This is a genomic window from Methylobacterium sp. XJLW, from assembly GCF_003254375.1.
GTDB classification, from domain to species: domain Bacteria; phylum Pseudomonadota; class Alphaproteobacteria; order Rhizobiales; family Beijerinckiaceae; genus Methylobacterium; species Methylobacterium fujisawaense.
The window spans coordinates 6,294,422-6,310,278 of sequence record NZ_CP016429.1 but is presented as its reverse complement, the minus strand read 5'-3'; the positions used below and the strand labels follow the sequence as shown (position 1 = coordinate 6,310,278).

Annotated in this window: 16 protein-coding genes, 1 tRNA gene and 1 pseudogene; 12 read left to right on the top strand and 6 right to left on the bottom strand. The window is 68.3% G+C overall.

The window, feature by feature from the left end; all coding sequences use genetic code 11:
- Position 1: 1 nt before the first annotated feature.
- Complete coding sequence (locus A3862_RS29305) at positions 2-1,654, bottom strand: MFS transporter (protein ID WP_111474242.1); 1,653 nt, start codon at positions 1,652-1,654, stop codon at positions 2-4.
- Between the two features lie 440 nt (positions 1,655-2,094).
- On the opposite strand from A3862_RS29305, the gene A3862_RS29300 reads away from it, so the two are divergent.
- Complete coding sequence (locus tag A3862_RS29300; RefSeq protein ID WP_158498436.1) at positions 2,095-2,769, top strand: helix-turn-helix domain-containing protein; 675 nt, start codon at positions 2,095-2,097, stop codon at positions 2,767-2,769.
- Between the two features lie 276 nt (positions 2,770-3,045).
- Here the strand turns inward: A3862_RS29300 and A3862_RS32255 are convergent.
- Positions 3,046-3,174, bottom strand: a pseudogene (locus A3862_RS32255) (IS3 family transposase); the annotation flags it as partial.
- 222 nt (positions 3,175-3,396) lie between these two features.
- Positions 3,397-3,585 carry a hypothetical protein gene (locus tag A3862_RS31250; protein WP_124263038.1) on the bottom strand — a complete coding sequence of 63 codons (189 nt, stop codon included), beginning with the start codon at positions 3,583-3,585 and terminating at the stop codon, positions 3,397-3,399.
- A 334-nt stretch (positions 3,586-3,919) separates the two neighbouring features.
- On the opposite strand from A3862_RS31250, the gene A3862_RS31735 reads away from it, so the two are divergent.
- A complete protein-coding gene (locus tag A3862_RS31735; protein ID WP_158498437.1) occupies positions 3,920-4,081 on the top strand; it encodes a hypothetical protein in 162 nt (53 codons plus the stop codon).
- Positions 4,082-4,889: 808 nt separating this feature from the next.
- On the opposite strand, the gene A3862_RS29290 is transcribed toward A3862_RS31735, so the two are convergent.
- Positions 4,890-4,966, bottom strand: a tRNA-Met gene (locus tag A3862_RS29290).
- A 259-nt stretch (positions 4,967-5,225) separates the two neighbouring features.
- Here A3862_RS29290 and A3862_RS29285 point away from each other — a divergent pair.
- From A3862_RS29285 to guaA, 8 genes are all read left to right on the top strand, one after another.
- Complete coding sequence (locus A3862_RS29285; protein ID WP_043383623.1) at positions 5,226-5,681, top strand: CHRD domain-containing protein; 456 nt, start codon at positions 5,226-5,228, stop codon at positions 5,679-5,681.
- Positions 5,682-5,755: 74 nt separating this feature from the next.
- A complete protein-coding gene (locus A3862_RS29280; protein ID WP_043348958.1) occupies positions 5,756-6,094 on the top strand; it encodes a hypothetical protein in 339 nt (112 codons plus the stop codon).
- A 116-nt stretch (positions 6,095-6,210) separates the two neighbouring features.
- Entirely contained in the window at positions 6,211-7,116 is a 906-nt protein-coding gene (locus A3862_RS29275; RefSeq protein WP_111474241.1) for an aldo/keto reductase, read from the top strand.
- On the top strand, positions 7,106-7,849 hold the full coding sequence (locus A3862_RS29270) for an NADPH-dependent F420 reductase (protein ID WP_043755549.1): 744 nt from the start codon (positions 7,106-7,108) through the stop codon (positions 7,847-7,849). The genes A3862_RS29275 and A3862_RS29270 overlap by 11 nt, the downstream gene beginning before the upstream one ends.
- A 106-nt stretch (positions 7,850-7,955) precedes the next feature.
- Positions 7,956-9,329 (top strand): NTP/NDP exchange transporter, encoded by a 1,374-nt coding sequence (locus tag A3862_RS29265; RefSeq protein WP_111474240.1) that lies wholly within the window; start codon positions 7,956-7,958, stop codon positions 9,327-9,329.
- A gap of 238 nt (positions 9,330-9,567) precedes the next feature.
- A complete protein-coding gene (locus A3862_RS29260) occupies positions 9,568-9,966 on the top strand; it encodes a hypothetical protein (RefSeq protein ID WP_075381816.1) in 399 nt (132 codons plus the stop codon).
- Positions 9,963-10,382 (top strand): hypothetical protein, encoded by a 420-nt coding sequence (locus tag A3862_RS29255; RefSeq protein ID WP_043352116.1) that lies wholly within the window; start codon positions 9,963-9,965, stop codon positions 10,380-10,382. Before A3862_RS29260 ends, A3862_RS29255 begins: the two co-directional genes overlap by 4 nt.
- Positions 10,383-10,594: 212 nt before the next feature.
- The gene (guaA, locus tag A3862_RS29250; RefSeq protein WP_111474239.1) at positions 10,595-12,151 is read left to right on the top strand and encodes a glutamine-hydrolyzing GMP synthase; all 1,557 of its coding nucleotides are present in this window, start codon (positions 10,595-10,597) and stop codon (positions 12,149-12,151) included.
- A 134-nt stretch (positions 12,152-12,285) separates the two neighbouring features.
- Here guaA and A3862_RS29245 read toward each other — a convergent pair whose 3' ends face one another.
- Together A3862_RS29245 and tsaA are read right to left on the bottom strand one after the other, a co-directional pair.
- Entirely contained in the window at positions 12,286-12,978 is a 693-nt protein-coding gene (locus A3862_RS29245) for an SGNH/GDSL hydrolase family protein (RefSeq protein WP_111474238.1), read from the bottom strand.
- Positions 12,975-13,472, bottom strand: coding sequence for a tRNA (N6-threonylcarbamoyladenosine(37)-N6)-methyltransferase TrmO (tsaA, locus tag A3862_RS29240; protein WP_111474399.1), 498 nt, complete (start codon positions 13,470-13,472; stop codon positions 12,975-12,977). The genes A3862_RS29245 and tsaA overlap by 4 nt, the downstream gene beginning before the upstream one ends.
- Before the next feature lie 113 nt (positions 13,473-13,585).
- Between tsaA and A3862_RS29235 the strand changes: the two genes are divergently transcribed.
- Together A3862_RS29235 and A3862_RS29230 are read left to right on the top strand one after the other, a co-directional pair.
- A complete protein-coding gene (locus A3862_RS29235; protein WP_043383644.1) occupies positions 13,586-15,079 on the top strand; it encodes an AMP nucleosidase in 1,494 nt (497 codons plus the stop codon).
- Between the two features lie 149 nt (positions 15,080-15,228).
- Positions 15,229-15,819, top strand: a complete 591-nt coding sequence (locus A3862_RS29230) for a hypothetical protein (RefSeq protein WP_111474237.1) — start codon at positions 15,229-15,231, stop codon at positions 15,817-15,819.
- The last annotated feature ends 38 nt before the right edge of the window (positions 15,820-15,857 follow it).

Genomic DNA, 15,857 nt, shown 5'->3' with positions numbered 1-15,857 from the left:
GTCAGGCCCGGGAGATGTCCGTCCCGCGCGTCTCGCGCGCGAACAGGAGGCTGAGGATCGCCGCGGCGACGGCGACGCCGATCGGGTAGTAGAGGCCGGAATAGACGTTGCCGGTGGCCGCCACGATCGAGAAGGCGGTGGCCGGCAGGAACCCCCCGAACCACGCCGAGCTGAGATTGTAGGGAAACGACATCGCCGTGTAGCGGATGCGCGAGGGGAACATCTCCAGTAACGCGGTGGTGGAGGCCGAGAAGGTCATGGTGCCGAAGCTCAGGAGGACGAACAGCAGCAGCACGATCATCGGCTTGTTGATGGCGTTCGGGTCCGCGTCGCCGAGCGGGTAGCCGGCGGCGGCCAGCGCGGCCTTCAGCTCGCGCTCGAACCGCGCCTTCTGGGTAGCCGCATCGGGCGTGTCGCCCGCGTAGCCGGCCACGCGCGCGGAGCCGACCTGCACCGTCGCCGGACCCGTGCCGCTGCGCCGGTCGTAGCTGAGGCCGAGCTTGGCGACCGCGTCCGTCACCACGTCGCAGGACGACGTGAACGTGGCGGTCCCGACCGGGTTGAACTGCACCGCGCACTCGGCGGGATCGGCCACCACGGTGATCGGCGCATTCTCCTGCGCTCGCGCCAGCGCCGGGTTCGCGTAGGTGGCGAGGGCGTGGAAGATCGGCAGGGTCAGCACCGCCGCCAGGACGAAACCCATCAGGAACACCGGCTTGCGGCCGATGCGGTCGGCCAGGGCGCCGAACACCACGTAGAGCGGCGCCGAGAGCGCGGTGGCGATGATCAGGAGCAGGTTGGCGGTCAGCCCCTCGACCTTGAGGACCTTGGTCAGGAAGAAGAACGAGTAGAACTGGCCCGTGTACCAGACTACCGCCTGGCCGGGGACGATGCACAGGGCCGCGATGAGGATCAGGCGCAGGTTGCGCCACTGGCCGAAGGCCTCGGCCACGGGGGCCTTCGAGCCCTTGCCCTCCGCCTTCATGCGCCGGAACTCCGGGCTCTCGTCGAGCATCAGCCGGATCCAGACCGAGATGGCCAGCAGGATCACCGAGACCAGGAATGGGATGCGCCAGCCCCAATCCGTGAACGGACCTGCCCCGAGGCTGAGGCGGAGCGGGATGATCACCCCGACGGCCAGCAGGAAGCCGAGCGCCGCGGTCAGGACCACGTAGCCGTTCCAGGCCGCACGACGGTCGGCCGGAGCGTGCTCGGCCACGTAGATGATGGCGCCGCCGAACTCGCCGCCGAGGGCCAGCCCCTGGATCATGCGCAGGGTGATGAAGGCGATCGGCGCCGTGATGCCGATGGTCGCGTAGGTCGGCACGAGGCCGACCACGAAGGTCGAGAGGCCCATCAGCAGGATGGTGACGAGGAAGGTGTATTTCCGGCCGACGAGGTCGCCGAGGCGGCCGAACACGACGGCGCCGAACGGACGCAGCAGGAAGCCCGCGGCGAATCCCAGAAGTGTGAAGATGAAGCCCGCCGTCGGGTTCACCCCGGAGAAGAAGGCTTTGGCGATCTCAGAGGCCAGCAACCCGATCAGGAAGAAATCGTAGAACTCGAACACCGTGCCGAGTGATGCGGCCACGATGACGCGCTTCTCCTTGGCCGTCATGCTCGCGGCACGACCCAACACAGCGGCTGTCGCCATCTCACATCCCCCCGGACGCTGAGGACAGCACTGTGAGGCCGCCCGTCCTGTTCTGAAGTTCGACATCCGAACAAGGAGGTTCGGTGGTCGAGTGCTCAAACTCCGGGGCGGAGTCGGTCTGGGTGAGGCCAGGCTTCGGACGACGTTCGGGCGAAGAGTCTCGCGCCAGCACCGCACGGCCCCGGATCTACGGATCCAGGGGGCATTCTAGGCGCTTCCTCCCCGATCGGCCGTCTCGGCCTTGTTCACCCCGCCCGCGCATTCACGGCCGGAATTGGTGATTCGCGATCACATTTTTCTTCTATAGAAGAATTCACTGGATTGATAGGGGATGATGGAACGGCCCGCGGGCTCATCTTTTCGACGACGCTTGGATCGCCGGTGTAAAGCCCTGTATGGCGGCCCGTACTGCCGGGATCCTGGGATGTGGCTCGCCTTCGATGAAGACCTCGCCCGATCGTGATCGTGCTTTGACGGCCGACATCGGTCCATCACCGCTCGGCGACGAGAGCAGCAAGCACGACAGGGACGCTGAGTCGCAGGGGCGACTGGGCGAAACGGTCTCGAAAAATCTCGGCGGGCGCGTCCGTGACCTGCGCAAGAAGCGAGGCTTGACGCTCAACGAGTTGTCCGGGCGCTCTCAGGTGAGCCGGGCCTTCCTCTCCGCGATCGAGCGGAGCGAAAAGTCGCCGACCCTGCCGATCATCGTGCGCATCGCGCGAGGGTTGAACGTTTCGATGTCGGCCCTGCTCGGCGTCGAGCCGGCGGCGACCGGGGTCGCGTCGAACCGGAGCGCGGACCAAGTCACGTTCCGCGATCCGCAGAGCGGCTTCGAGCGGACGGTGCTGTCGCCCCTGCGCGAGGGTGGGGGCGCCGAGATCGTCAAGCACTGCATTCCGCCCGGCCAATCATCCGGGCTTCTGCCCGTCTATCCGACCGCGGTCGAGAAACATATCCTGATGCAGGAAGGCGAATTGACCGCCCTGATAGATGACCGAGAGTACAAAATCTCATCCGGGGACACCCTCTCCTTCATGATCGAGTCGTCTTACCGTCTGTGTAACGAGGGGTCTGTCCCCTGCGTGTACATCGTCGTCATGGTGGAGAGGGGCTAGCGCGGGCAGCTGGGCGGGTCCGGCGGCCTGCGAGTCGTAGCGGCCTATGCGGCGGCCCATGCTTCACTTGCGCCGGGCCCGGGGCGAACCCGGCCCCGTGAACCGGCCAGCCACGACGGGGGCGGCGTTCGGGATCCGGCTTACGGCCGGATAGATCGGGTCTGCTTTCGCGGCGTGTCTCCTCCGGAGCGGACCAGCCGATATCGGCCAGACTACGTCATGCCAAATCGCCATCGCGCGCAGAACCGGACGTTCGGCTTCACGCCCATCTCGGTCGCCGGCCTCAGTAAGGCGCTCAGTGTAGCGGATGCTGACGTAGTGCGAGCTGCGGTCGGAGTGGCAGACGAGGCCACTACCAGCGGAGGGGCGGCGCTCGTGCCTGGCCTGCTCCAGGACATAGAGGAGGCCTTGCTCCGCCCACATCGTCTTGTCCGCCGACGTTCGCAGGTAGTCGCTCACCGCACAGGACGTTTCGTCCAGCCCCGCCTCGATGGTCTCGAGCTAGCGGACGAACGTAGGTCGCACGGCTAACAGGGCTTCTATGTCGCCCGGCACGGGCTTGGGAGCCAGGGAGATCAGAAGCTCCGGCAGGTTGAGCCTTCGGACGAAGGAACGGAACTGCCGCTTTTAGGCATCTCCTTCGATGATCGCCGGCCTGCCTTCGCGGATCAATTCGTCGGCCCATTCCTTCGCGATGCCGATGGCGCTTTTGGCTATGGCCAACGCGAGTTCCGGCGGAACCGTCACCTCGATGAGTTTCAGCAAAGGCGAAACGGGAGAGTGGTCGCCGTTCTCCAGACGGAACCGAGCAATCACGCATGCTCGAAGGTCCTTGTCCGCGGCTAGATATCTTTTCAGATGCGATGCGCACGCGGCGGATGTCGCGGTATTCTAGACCAGTCTTCCGACCTTCGCGTCGACCGAAGCCACCTCGTCTTCGCTGCGGGCTTCGTGAAGCGCCTGGACCAACTTTCCTGTCCGCGTCGGCACCACGTAGAGGCTGAACCGCGCCTTCAAGACGTCGATGCTGCCGCGCCGGCACCCTACAAGCCAATGCGAAGGTCTTCCAGAGATCGGCCGTCCTGTCGGGCACCGGATTCTGCCTGGGCCCGCTCTTGCATTGCTCAAGCAGTACGGAGCCGTCCGGGTAGTGAACGGCGACATCGTCCCGGTGCTCGAGCGGGACGAGCGCTCCCGGCGGAGCCGTCAGAAGGTGATGGCAGAAGCGCACCGGCTGAAGCGCGAAGCCATTATACTGGCCAGGCGCCGCATGCGCGGCTTGCTTCGAGGCGATGTCCATTTCGTACCTTGAGGAACAGTTCCGCAAGAGAGAGGGAAGGTCATCTCCCTCGAGGTGCCCGTCACCCGATTTCCGTCGTCCTCCGCAGGTGCCGATGATGAGCCGCTGCCCCCGACTCGGCGAGCTCTGATGCAAGCCACGCGGGAGCACGCTTCCGGAGAGGCGGTGGGAGGCGACGATAGGACGTCCGCCGACTTGCGATCGGATGCCTCTCCCCTCCGTCCTTTGGATGGGAGGAGGATGCCGCCTACAGGACCCGTCGTCGATGGCGACACCTTCCAGGTGCGACGGCGCAGATCGTCGCCGTTGCCGGTCACGCCGCACGGTTCCTTCCGGCCGCCTGGCTCAGGCCGGTTTAAAGGAACCACTGTTCCTTTATTTCGAGCGAATCAGTTGTGTCTCGGCGCTTGGCGGTGCGAGACCGGTGTACCTTCAGAAGCTGGAGCCGGTGCCGCCGTGGGGGGACAAATCAGGATCAAACCGCGAATCTAACTTTCGCAAAATCCAGCAACCGCAGCGACTTAGATGATGTCGAGTCATGCTGGCGGAGACGGAGGAAGTCGAACCCTCCTTCCAGCTTGGAAGATGCAACTACAAAAAGATGCCGATGCGACTCCCTTGCTGGCGCAGGACCGGTGGCCGACGTGCCACCACCATCGGCGCGGTTGCCGGTCGTTGATCGCTTGAGCTGAAAGAACGAAAGCGCCATTTTAGAGCAATGGACCTGAAGCGGTCTATGCACACAGGCGACATCGGTACCAATCCGATACGAGTTTACAGGTCGGATCGTCCGTGGCGCCGAAAAGCTCAATAAAATCAGTGGTAGCGAGGGAGGGATTTGAACCCCCGACACAAGGATTATGATTCCTCTGCTCTAACCAGCTGAGCTACCCCGCCACGCGGCACGACCGTCCGCGAGGACGATGCGTGCAGTGGCCGCGGTATAGGAAGAGCGGGCGCTCGCTGTCAACGGTTTTGGGTGCGCAAAGCGCGCGTCCGGATCGGGCTCGATCCATGTCCCGCCGATCGCGGACGGGACAGCCCGGCTGTCACCGGAAGTCGACCGTCGCCGATGCGGCGGCCATGTGCGGTCCGTCTAAGCCCGCTAGGTTGACACACGGGCCGCCTGAAGGCCCGTCACATCGCGGAGCGTTCGATGACAGCGCGCACGAACCATCGTTGGAACACCAGCCTCGCCGCCCTTCTCGTGCTGGGCGTGCCGCTCCTCGCCGGCCCGGCCATCGCGGCGGGCAACGACGCCACCTATCGCGCGGCCCTCACCGGCAGCAGCGAGGTCCCGGCGACCACAGGCGCCGGCACGGGCGAGATCACCGCGACCTTCGATCCTGCCGCCAAGCGCCTCAGCTGGTCGGGACGATACAGCGGTCTGACCGGCCCGGTCACGGCCGCCCATTTCCATGGTCCGGCCAAGGCCGGTGAGAATGCCGGCGTGCTGGTTCCGGTGACGGCAGCGAGCAGTCCCTTCTCCGGCGAGGCGATCCTCGACGACGCGAAGGCCGCCGATCTCGCTGCGGGCCGCATCTACTTCAACCTTCACACCGCCGCGAACCCGAAGGGTGAGATCCGCGGCCAGCTGGAGCGCGCGCCCTGATCCGGAACGGCGAGAGCCTCGACGTTCCCGATCGCGCCCGGTAGGCGGATCCCATCCTCCTGCCGGAGCTTTCGATGAAGCAGATCGACGCCATCATCGCCTGGACGCCCCTGCGTTGGGCAGAGCTGAAGCCGGAAACCGCCGGGCAGGTCGTCGTCCTGCCCGCACCCGACACGGCGGGCGAGGCGAAGCGCTACATGATGCGCGCCGGCGCCAGCTCGTCCGCCCTAGCCGCCCTGTCGGAAGAGGCGCGCATCGCCCGCCTCTTCATCGACTTCCAGACCCTCGTGGTCCGCGACGGGATCGACCCGCAGGCGGCCCACCGGGCGTTTCTGACGATCGACGAATATCGGTTCCGCATAGCCCCCGACACCGAGGGTGCGGAGTTCGAGGATCCGCCCGAGGAGGATTAGCCTTCTGCCCGGGGCCGGCCGTTGCGTCGTGCTCACGCAAGCGTGAGAATTATGAATGCACACAGGCCGAAGCCGCCCTATCTTCCGATGGGTCGTGATTTCGTCCGAGGCCGGCCATGCCCGTATCCCGTCGCGCCGTCATCGCCGCAGCGGCCCTCGCCCCGCTCGCAGGGCGATTCGCCACCGCGGCGGAGCCGCTGATCCGCCGCCCGATCCCCTCCACCGGCGAGATGCTTCCGGCCATCGGGATCGGCACGTCCCGACGCTACGAGGTCGAGCCGACGCCCGACGCGGTGGCGCCGCTGAAGGAGGCGGTGAAGACCTTCGTCGCCCTCGGCGGCTCGGTGATCGACACGGCCCCGAGCTACGGGACCGCCGAGGACGTCCTCGGATTGATCCTGGCGGAGCCCGGCCTGCGCCAGAAAATCTTCCTCGCCAGCAAGGTCGACACGACCGGCCGCGATGCGACGCTGGCGGAGTTCGAGCGGTCGCTCAAGCGGATGAAGGTCGATACACTCGATCTCGTGGCGGTCCACAATCTGATCGACGTGACCGAGAATCTGGCGATTCTGCGGGATCTGAAGGATCGCAAACGCATCCGCTATGTCGGCGTCACGGTCTGGCGCGACAACCAGCTCGACGCGCTCGAAGCCGTCATGAAGCGCGAGACGCTCGACTTCATCCAGGTGAACTACGCCATCGACAACCGTGCCGCCGCCGAGCGCGTGATCCCGCTCGCCGCGGACCGCGGCGTGGCGGTGATGACCAACGTGCCGTTCGGCCGCGACCGCCTGTTCAAGGCGGTCCAGGGCAAGGAACTGCCGGCTTTCGCCAAGGACCTCGGCTGCGCGAGCTGGCCGCAGGTCTTCCTGAAATACGTGCTCGGCAATCCGGCCGTGACCTGCCCGATCCCCGGCATGGCGAAGGCCGCCTATGTCGAGGACAACCTCGGCGCCGCGCGGGGCAAGCTCCCGGATGCGGCGCAGCGCAAGCAGATGGAGATGTTCATCGATGCGGTCTGATCTCACCTCGCGCCGCGCGGCGCTCGCCCTCGCGGCCGGACTCGCCGTCGCCGCGGCCATGCCCGCGCTGGCCCAGGACGGCCCGAAAAAGATCCGGATCGGCGTCATCGGGGCCGGAAATATCGGCGGTACGATCGGGACGCTCTGGGTCAAGGACGGCCACGAGGTGATGTTCGCCTCCCGCCACCCGGAGCAGCTGGCGGCGATGGTCTCGGAGCTGGGACCGAACGCCAAGGCCGGCACGCCCGAGGAGGCGATCAAGTTCGGCGATGCCGTGTTCATCGCCGTCCCCTACAAGGCCTATCCGGATCTCGCGAAGGAGATCGGCCCGGCTCTCAACGGCAAGGTCGTCCTCGACGCCGGCAACGCCACGCAGAAGCGCGACGGCGCGCTCTACGACGAGGTCCAGGCCAGCGGGATCGGCGCCACCTCGGCCAAGTACTTTCCCGGCGCCAAACTCGTGCGCGCCTTCAATGCGGCCAACTACAAGGTCTTCGCCAAGGAAGGCGCCGATGGCGGCAAGGGTCGCGCAGGCGGACGGATGGCGATCCCGATCGCCGGGGATGACCCGGAGGCTCTGAAGGTCGCCGAGGGCCTCGTCCGCGACGCCGGCTTCGATCCGGTGGTGGTCGGTCCGCTCAAGGAAGCCGACAAGTTCGCCATGGGCTCCCAGGGCTTCGGTCACGACGTGACCGCGTCGGAGATGCGCCAGAAACTCGGACTGGCGCAGTAGGGGCGTCATCCGATCCGTCGCCACGCCGTGCGGAGGCGACGGGTCGGACCGAGTCTCCGTGAGGGAGGCTTGCCCGAGGGAAAGCCCATTCCGGTGAGATCGGCCCATGTCTGAACCCGCACCCGCCCGCGGCACGCTCGCGCGCCTGATCGACGTTCAGCCCGGCGAGGGTCGGGCACTGGCATGGTCCTGGGCCTACATCTTCTCGATCCTGGCCGCCTACTACGTCCTGCGTCCGATCCGGGATCAGATGGGCGTCGCCGGCGGCATCGAAAACCTGCCCTGGCTGTTCACCGCCACCCTGGTCGGCATGCTCGCCCTCAACCTGCCCTTCGCCTACCTGGTGAAGCGGATGCCGCGGGCGCGGTTCGTGCCGATCACCTACCGGTTCTTCGCGGCCAACATCCTGGCCTTCGCGCTGACGCTCTATCTCGCCCCCGCCGAGTGGGGCGTGTGGATTGGCCGGGTGTTCTTCGTCTGGCTGTCGATCTTCAACCTGTTCGTGGTCTCGATCTTCTGGGCGACGATCGTCGACGTGTTTTCGAACGCCCAGGGCAAGCGCCTGTTCGGCTTCATCGCGGCCGGCGCGACCCTCGGCGCCATCGCGGGTTCGGCGACCACCGCGATCCTCGCCAAGAACGTCCCGACCTGGGGCCTTATGCTCTGCGCGGTGGTGCTCCTCGAGATCGCCGTATTCTGCATGCGCGGTCTCGCGGCCCTGTCGACGCAGCTGCACGAGGTGCCGGGCCGCGACCGCAGCGCCGATGACGGGCAGGATCGGACGATCGGCGGCAGCGTGCTCGCCGGCGTCACGCGGACCTTCGCGTCCCCCTACCTGCTCAACATCTCGCTGTTCCTGCTGCTGTTCTCGGTGACCTCGACCTTCCTGTATTTCGAGCAGGCGGGCATCGCGAAGCGGAGCTTCCCGGACCGGGGTGCGCAGACCGCCTTCTTCGCCAGCGTCGACCTCGCGGTGAACGTCCTGACGCTGGGAATCCAGCTGTTCCTCACCGGCCGGATCGTGAATCGCATCGGCGTCGCCCTGACGCTGGCGATCCTGCCGGCCTTCAGCATCCTCGGCTTCGCGGCGCTCGCCGTCTGGCCCACGATCGGCGTGATCGTCGCGTTCCAAGTCCTGCGCCGGGCCGGCAACTTCGCCATCGCGCGACCAGTGCGCGAGGTGCTGTTCACCGTCGTCCCGCGGGAAGATCGCTACAAGGCCAAGAGCTTCATCGACACGGTGGTCTACCGCCTGGGCGACCAAGTCGGCGCATGGTCGTTCACGGGCATCCAGGGCGTCGGATTCGGCAGCGCCGGCGTGGCGGGCGCCGCGATCCCGCTCTCGGTGGCGTGGCTCGTGAACAGCCTCTGGCTCGGGCGCGCACAGGACCGGCGCCGGGACGAGCAGGCGGCGGAGCCGGTCGGTGAGTCTGCGCGGCCCATGCCGTTCGGTCGCGGGGCGGCCTCGCCCGGCCGGTGAGCGACGCGGGCCGGCATACCGGTGCCGCATGAAGTCCCAGACCAGGTAGGCCGGGAACGGCAGCATGATCGCGAAGAAGATCCAGTCGAACATCTGAGGCATCAAGCCATCTCCCGCTCGGCCCCCTCTGGTTCTACCGGCATGGCCGTGTGAAGTTCCGCGCGGCGGCGGCGGTCCGTTAAGAGGCGGTTTACCCTGACGGGCGACGTATCGCGCTCGGTCCGGGCGGGAGAGAGACATGGCGGGACCCGCATGGTCGGCGCCGCGGCGCTGGTGGCGCACCGCCGAGCCCGCGATGGCCGTGCTCGGGCTCCTCGCCGTGACGCCGGCTCCAGTCGCCGCGCAGGAGCCGCTCTACATCCGCATCCGCCCCCTTCCGGACGCCGAGGCCGCGCGCGTGGCCCGGGAGATGCTCTGGGCGCGCCGGCAGGCCCATGCCCGTGCGGTGATCGAATCCGTCTGCACCGGCTGCCTCGGTGCCTGGAAACCCGAGACCGTCCCGGCCCCGAGCCCGGCTCCGGCGCCGACGGAGGACCGGATTGCGAACCTCACCGTTCCGATAGGGGTTGAACTGGACCCCGGCTCCGGGGCATCCGACCCGCATCCAGATCCATCGACCTCCGAGAGGCATCCATGACGCAAGCGCATCCGACCAGCGGCGCCGAGCCCGAAGTCGATTGCCCGGTAACCCTCGAGGTCCTGGGCTCCGTCTACCGGGCCGACGATTTCGACCTGCCGCTGATCCTGGAGCAGATCCCGCCGCTGAAGCGCGCGCAGCTGGCCACCTACCTCTACGGCAAGAGCCACATGCACAAGCTCGGGCTGAAGGTCGCCCGCTCCTGCGAGCGCGACGACCTCATCCGCGTGGCGGGCGAGATCGGCTCGGTGATCCACGGACAGGCGCACCTGAAGCCGTCGCGGCCGGCGCCCGAGCCGGCCCCGCAGCTGCGCGCCAAGACTCCGCCCGGCCAGAAGAAGGTGAGCCTCGCCGGCGCCGCCGCGAAGCCCGCGATCAGCCTCGGCGGATCGGCCAAGGTCCGCAACTTCGACTGAGAGCCGACGCGTCGGGCCAGCCGAGACCACGTCGCGCGCCTGACCGGATCGGCCGATTCGGGTCCCGGGTCGCGCCGCGTGGCCCCGGGACGATGCAAGAGCGTATGATCGACGGGCGGAATCCGGCATTCCGTCGGCGTCAGCGCGTCGGAAGACCGGACAACCCGGACTTGTGCGTTGCACCCGCCCCGGCCTTCGGATAATCGCCCGCGATGAACACCGACCACGACAAGATCCTGATCGTCGATTTCGGCTCTCAGGTGACCCAGCTCATCGCCCGCCGGGTGCGGGAGGAGGGCGTCTACTGCGAGATCGTGCCCTTCACGAAGGCCGAGGCCGCGTTTCGCGAGCAGAAGCCCAAGGGCGTGATCCTCTCCGGCGGCCCCGAATCGGTAACCGTCGAGGCCTCGCCCCGCGCGCCCCAGCTCGTGTTCGATTCGGGCGTCCCGGTCTTCGGCATCTGCTACGGCCAGCAGACCATGGCGGCCCAGCTCGGCGGCGCCGTCGAGGGGGGACACCACGCGGAGTTCGGCCGGGCCGAGGTCGAGATCCTGGCCGATTGCCCCCTGTTCAAGGGCGTCTGGCACAAGGGCGAGAAGTACCCGGTCTGGATGAGCCACGGTGACCGCGTCACCAAGCTGCCGGACGGCTTCACCACCGTGGCGATCTCCAAGAACGCGCCCTTCGCGGCGGTGGCCGACGAGGCCCGCAACTACTACGCGGTGCAATTTCACCCGGAAGTGGCACACACCCCCCACGGCGCCCTGCTGATCCGCAACTTCGTGCGCGACGTGGCCGGCTGCTCGGGCGACTGGACCATGGGCGCCTATCGCGAGGAGGCCATCGCCAAGATCCGCGAGCAGGTCGGCTCCGAGAAGGTGATCTGCGGCCTGTCGGGCGGCGTCGATTCCGCCGTGGCGGCCGTGCTGATCCACGAGGCGATCGGCGACCAGCTGACCTGCGTGTTCGTCGATCACGGCCTCCTGCGCCTGGGCGAGGCCGAACAGGTCGTGGCCCTGTTCCGCGACCACTACAACATCCCGCTGGTCCACGTTGAGGCGTCGGGGATGTTCCTCGCGGCCCTCGAGGGCGTCTCGGATCCCGAGGTCAAGCGCAAGACCATTGGCCGCCTGTTCATCGACGTGTTCGAGGCCGAATCGAAGAAGATCGGCGGGGCGAAGTTCCTGGCGCAGGGCACGCTGTATCCGGACGTGATCGAGAGCGTGTCTTTCACGGGCGGCCCGTCCGTGACCATCAAGAGCCACCACAATGTCGGCGGCCTGCCCGAGCGCATGGACATGAAGCTCGTGGAGCCGCTCCGCGAGCTGTTCAAGGACGAGGTCCGGATCCTCGGCAAGGAACTCGGCCTGCCCGAGGGCTTCGTCGGCCGCCACCCGTTCCCGGGCCCGGGCCTGGCGATCCGCTGCCCCGGCACGATCACCGCCGAGAAGCTGGAGGCCCTGCGCAAGGCCGACGCGATCTACCTCGACGAGATCCGGCAGGCCGGCCTCTACGACACGATCTGGCAGGCCTTCGCGGTGATCCTGCCGGTGAAGACCGTCGGCGTGATGGGCGACGGCCGCACCTACGATCATGTCTGCGCGCTGCGCGCCGTCACGTCGGTGGACGGCATGACCGCCGATTTCTACCCGTTCGACATGGCCTTCCTGGGCCGGGTCGCGACCCGGATCATCAACGAGGTGAAGGGCATCAACCGGGTCACCTACGACATCACCTCGAAGCCCCCGGGCACCATCGAGTGGGAATAAGCAGGCCCGCAGCCGTCATCGCGAAAGCCGCGAGCCGATTCTGGGGAGCGTGACGGCAGGATTCCGGGCGCTCCCGGATCGCGCCGCGTCGCGCGCCGGGACGATGCGGACGCCGTGCCGCAGACCGCGCCCCGTCACGGCCCGCAGAGCGCCGGCTCGACCGCCTTCAGCGCCGGCCGGAACGCCGCGAGATGCAGCCCGTCCCGCAGGGCACCGGGCTTGGCGTAGCCGGTGTCGCCGTCGCGCAAGGCCGCGAACGGGTCCGTGAACACGCAGCCGAGCCGGCCGCACAGGTTGCGCAGGCGCTGCGAGTAAACTGCCACCGCGCCGGCATCGACGAGCTTGCCGAGCTCACGCCCGACCGGGGGGAGGGCCGTCACCACGACGCGCGGGGTCAAGGTCTGGAGCCGCTTGACGATCGCCTCTGCGGCGGCTTCGAACTGCGCCGTCGGCTTGTCCAGCTGCGGGTTGTTCTTCACGAGGATGTCGTTGGTCCCGATCGTCAGGGCGGCGAGCCGGGGAGGGACCTTGAAGTTCAAGCGCGCGAGGTGGTCCGCATAGCTGGCCGCGGTCGAGCCGCTGATCCCGCCGTTGAGGAAGTCGAGGCCGCAGGGCCGCTGGCTGCCAGGCTGCAGCTCCACCTGGGAATCGCCGGCCCAGAACACGTAATCCGGCGGCGCCTCGTCGAGGCTGACCTGCACGGCGATCAGGCGCATCTCCGCGTAGGCCCGCGCATCGGCGGCCGGCCTATGCAGGCGCCACCCGGCGAAACCGCCGATCGCCAGCAGGGCGAGCCCACCGAGAATGAGAAGGGCGACGCGCCTCACGGCTCGGCCCCGGCCCGGTCGACCTGCGCGTCCGGCCGCGCATCCGTGGAGGCGTAGTAGGGTTTGATGTCGAGGAGCGGCGTGCCGTCGAGGCAGTCGAGCCCGCGCACGCGGAGCGTGTCGCCGTCGCGGCCGAGCAGTTCCACCACCGACAGGGCGATCGGGTTGGGACGGGCGGGCGAGCGCAGGGAGAAGGTGCCGCGGGGACCGTCGGCGTGGCGCGGGCGCTGGATCACGAGGCCGCGGGTCGCCCGGTCCATCCAGTAGAGCAGGATCAGGTGCGTGCAGCCCGTGACGTTGCGCAGGCCGGGGACGTAGGCCGGATCGACCTCCACGGTGCAGACCGCATCGGTCTGCAGGCCGTTCTTCGGACAGTCGGATCGCGCCTGCCAGGGCGTGTGCAGCCGGCCGATGAAGTGGAGGCCCGCATCGAAGGTCGTGGGCAATTCTGCCCTCACTTCGCCGGGACGGGTTCCGAACTCATCCGCGTCCATGCCGCCTCGCTCCGCGCCGGCGGGCTTGTCGGCCATGTGCCCGCGGCCCGCAACCCCGCATCTCGCCCCCGGATGGTGCGGGGTGTAGATCCGGCAGCAGGAACGGAGGCGACATGATCGAGCGGGAATTGCGGCCGATGCAGGCGGTGGCCGATGCCGGGACCGCCGTCGACCGGCTGGTCGAGCTCTACGACGACGCGGCCGGCGCCCTGCGAAATGCCCTGGAGCGCTACCTCGCCGGGGGGCCGCCGCCGGACGCCACCGAGCGGCTCGCCTTCCGCTACCCGGAGCTGCGGATCAGCTATCGCCCGGACGGGCCGCTGCCGCGCGTCCGGCGCGCCACCGCCAAGCTCCAGGCGGCCGGGACCTACGCCACGACGGTGACGCACCCGGCGTTCTTCCGGACCTACCTGACCCGTCAGCTGGAGCCGCTGATCGCGGATTACGGCATCGCCATCGAAGTCGGCCTGAGCGCGCAGGAGATCCCCTATCCCTACGTGCTGGAAGCCGGGCTCGACGCGGGCGGCCGGGCGGTCGACGGCGCGGATCTCGCCACCTACTTCCCGGTCCCGCTCCTGTCGCTCGTCGGCGACGAGATCGCCGACGGGACCTTCGACCAGGTGGCGGGCGAGCCGCTGCCCCTGGCGCTGTTCGACGGCGTGCGGGTCGATTACTCCCTCCGGCGGCTGGTCCATTACACCGGCTGCGACTGGCGCGACGTCCAGCCCTGGATCCTGCTCACCAACTACCACCGCTACGTCGACCAGTTCGTCCGCCACGGCCTGGAGCGGCTGGCCTCGGGCGCGGAGGGGTTCGAGCGGCTGGTCCTGCCGGGCGGAGTCTCCGTGAGCCGCGCCGAGGCCGCCGAGGCCGACCCCGCCGCGGTGATCGCCGCCTCGCCCTGGCACCGGCACCAGATGCCGGCCTACCATTTGGTGGCGCGCGACGCCGACGGGACCCAGCAGGGCACGACGCTGGTCAATATCGGCGTCGGCCCCTCGAACGCGAAGACGATCACCGACCATCTCGCCGTGCTGCGCCCGGATTGCTGGCTGATGGTCGGCCATTGCGGCGGCTTGCGGCAGTCGCAGACGATCGGCGACTACGTGCTGGCGCACGCCTATCTCCGCCGCGACCGGATCCTCGACGAGCTCGTGCCGCCGGACGTCCCGGTCCCGGCGCTGGCCGAGGTGCAGGTCGCGCTCCAGAGCGCCGCCGCTTCTGTGACGGGCGAGCAGGCCGATGCCCTGAAGCGGCGCCTGCGCACCGGCACGGTGGTGACCTATGACGACCGCAACTGGGAGCTGCGCTTCAGCCAGGAGCGGCGGCGGATCAACCAGTCCCGCGCGATCGCGGTCGACATGGAGAGCGGCACCGTCGCCGCGCAGGGCTTCCGCCTCCGCGTACCCTACGGCGCGCTGCTCTGCGTCTCCGACAAGCCGCTCCACGGCGAGATCAAGCTGCCGGGCGCCGCCAATGCGTTCTACGACCGGGCCGTCTCGGAGCATCTCCAGGTGGGATTGGCGGCACTCGACGTGCTGCGCGCCGACCGGCACGGTCTCCACTCGCGCAAGCTGCGCAGCTTCGATGAGCCTCCGTTCCGGTGAGGGGCGCCCGGCGCGGTCTTCATCCGGTCCGCGCCCGAGGACGGCTCTCGCGACGGACTGCCACGTCGCCCCAAATACTCAAGCTTGGATATCGGGGCGATTTGAAGTGTTGGGAGATTAATACACCTCGCTTCAAGCTGAGATTTCCCATGACTCGTATCGCACTTGTTTCGACCGCTCTTCTGGCAGCGGTCGCTTTCGCCCCGACCGGTGCGGATGCGCGCGGCTTCGGCGGGGGTGGCTTCCACGGCGGAGGCTTCGGCGGTGGCGGATTTCATGGCGGCGGGTTCGGCGGCGGCTTCCGCGGTGGCAGCGTGGGCGGCGGATCGTTCCGGAACGGCGGCTTCGGCGGCGGGGCCTTTCAGAACGGCGGCGTCGGTGGGGCGCGGGTCGGCGGCCTGGGTGGTGGCTTCCGGGGCGCGGGGCTCGGCGCGGCCGGCGTGGCCGGAGCCGGCGGGCTTCGGGGCGGCGGCCTCCGGACCGGCGGATTCAACGATGCCGGCCGGTATGGCGGAATCGGGAACCGCGGGATTGTCGGGCGTGGCTACGCCAACCGCGGTTACTACGGCCGGCGCTATGGCCGCGGCGTCGGCTACGGCCTTGCGGGGGTCGGGCTCGGCCTCGGGGTCGGCTACGGCCTGAGCGGCCTCGACTACGGGTACGACAATTGTGCCAACACCTACGGCTACGGGGCTTACGACCCGGCCGCCTGCAACGGCTACTACGGCTACGGCTACTGAGCCACGCGAAGCGGGTCCCCAAACGCTTTTGAGACAGC

What these genes read in the sequence shown, in the direction of transcription:
- A3862_RS29235 (WP_043383644.1), top strand. Translation starts at nt 13,586, where the DNA reads ATGATCGAGCGGGAATTGCGGCCGATGCAGGCGGTGGCCGATGCCGGG.
- tsaA (WP_111474399.1), bottom strand. Translation starts at nt 13,472, where the DNA reads ATGGACGCGGATGAGTTCGGAACCCGTCCCGGCGAAGTGAGGGCAGAA.
- A3862_RS29280 (WP_043348958.1), top strand. Translation starts at nt 5,756, where the DNA reads ATGAAGCAGATCGACGCCATCATCGCCTGGACGCCCCTGCGTTGGGCA.
- A3862_RS29305 (WP_111474242.1), bottom strand. Translation starts at nt 1,654, where the DNA reads ATGGCGACAGCCGCTGTGTTGGGTCGTGCCGCGAGCATGACGGCCAAG.
- A3862_RS29260 (WP_075381816.1), top strand. Translation starts at nt 9,568, where the DNA reads ATGGCGGGACCCGCATGGTCGGCGCCGCGGCGCTGGTGGCGCACCGCC.
- A3862_RS29255 (WP_043352116.1), top strand. Translation starts at nt 9,963, where the DNA reads ATGACGCAAGCGCATCCGACCAGCGGCGCCGAGCCCGAAGTCGATTGC.
- A3862_RS29265 (WP_111474240.1), top strand. Translation starts at nt 7,956, where the DNA reads ATGTCTGAACCCGCACCCGCCCGCGGCACGCTCGCGCGCCTGATCGAC.
- A3862_RS29270 (WP_043755549.1), top strand. Translation starts at nt 7,106, where the DNA reads ATGCGGTCTGATCTCACCTCGCGCCGCGCGGCGCTCGCCCTCGCGGCC.
- A3862_RS29300 (WP_158498436.1), top strand. Translation starts at nt 2,095, where the DNA reads ATGAAGACCTCGCCCGATCGTGATCGTGCTTTGACGGCCGACATCGGT.
- guaA (WP_111474239.1), top strand. Translation starts at nt 10,595, where the DNA reads ATGAACACCGACCACGACAAGATCCTGATCGTCGATTTCGGCTCTCAG.
- A3862_RS29230 (WP_111474237.1), top strand. Translation starts at nt 15,229, where the DNA reads ATGACTCGTATCGCACTTGTTTCGACCGCTCTTCTGGCAGCGGTCGCT.
- A3862_RS29275 (WP_111474241.1), top strand. Translation starts at nt 6,211, where the DNA reads ATGCCCGTATCCCGTCGCGCCGTCATCGCCGCAGCGGCCCTCGCCCCG.
- A3862_RS29285 (WP_043383623.1), top strand. Translation starts at nt 5,226, where the DNA reads ATGACAGCGCGCACGAACCATCGTTGGAACACCAGCCTCGCCGCCCTT.